We start from the raw sequence: 972 nt of genomic DNA, 5'->3' as shown, positions 1-972 counted from the left end.
CAACTCCACCTCTGTTCCCGCACGCCTTTTTAACGACACGTCCTAATATATCTCGCTATCTTTCGTTCATCATTAAAATCTAAAGGATAAAATCCTGCGAATAGACGAGCTTGCGTGAGGATATCAGATTATACCGAGGGAGCGTAATGGGTCCTTCGGGCATTTGTTTACGATAAGTGTTTTAATGTAACTACTAGTTCCTGGAAATTTTCTTTTTTATTAAATAACCAGTAATTAACACAATGATGACCCCAAAAACATAAGGTAAATAGTCTCTCCCCTCATACCTGTTCCCTACATATTTACCGCCAAAAGTTGCTTTGATATATACGCCATGATCATCTTTAATGGCAATTGCTTGATTAATTGCTACCCCAGTTATTTCGTAGTATTCAGTTCCCTCAGGATATCGATTGGAAAAGTTTCCAGAGTAAGTACCTTCCATGTCTGAAAATTTTGTCACTTCACCTATTTTCAAACCAATTTGTTCTAGATCTAAATGTTCTTCTGAAATAACGAATATTTGCCTTTCGTTCACAACAAACATATATGCCCAGTCAGCGGAGACAATACAGATCAAGAAATTAAATGAAATTATAAGTACAAAAAGTGTAGTTATAGTAAGTCGCATTTTTCTCCCCCTAATTCCATTTCCTGTATAAAATTAGACGGATTTATTTAGAATTGGTTGCGCTAACCTGCCCGATAGCTTAATGAGGCTGCCACTCGTTTTCGCGGAGGCAGCCTCATTTTTAGTTTACTAAAGTAACGTTATCCGTTAAAGAAAACCGCCTTGATGAAAAAAGCGGTTGTAGAGTAGGGGACTGGTTTCCCAGTCCCCCCTCATCAAACCGTACGAGCGGTTTTCCCGCATACGGCTTTCCGATGTTCTTCACCTTGGGCAGTATAGCTACCCCAAGCGCTTACTCGTTTCAGGCCCATACGGCCAAGTACCTCGGCGACCCGCGACCC

Annotated in this window: 1 protein-coding gene; it reads right to left on the bottom strand. The window is 40.6% G+C overall.

Annotation, left to right across the window (positions count from 1 at the left end):
- Positions 1–193: 193 nt before the first annotated feature.
- Positions 194–631: a hypothetical protein gene (locus AC1DUA_RS39070; protein WP_477504795.1), complete on the bottom strand. Its 438-nt coding sequence runs from the start codon at positions 629–631 to the stop codon at positions 194–196.
- Positions 632–972: the final 341 nt, after the last annotated feature.

It is taken from the genome of Paenibacillus sp. 01T422, assembly GCF_056398785.1.
Note: the sequence above shows the minus strand (reverse complement) of the source record. Positions and strands in the feature narration are given on the sequence as shown.

Excerpts from the sequence above, each read along its gene's own strand:
- AC1DUA_RS39070 (WP_477504795.1), bottom strand. The coding sequence starts at position 631 with ATGCGACTTACTATAACTACACTTTTTGTACTTATAATTTCATTTAAT.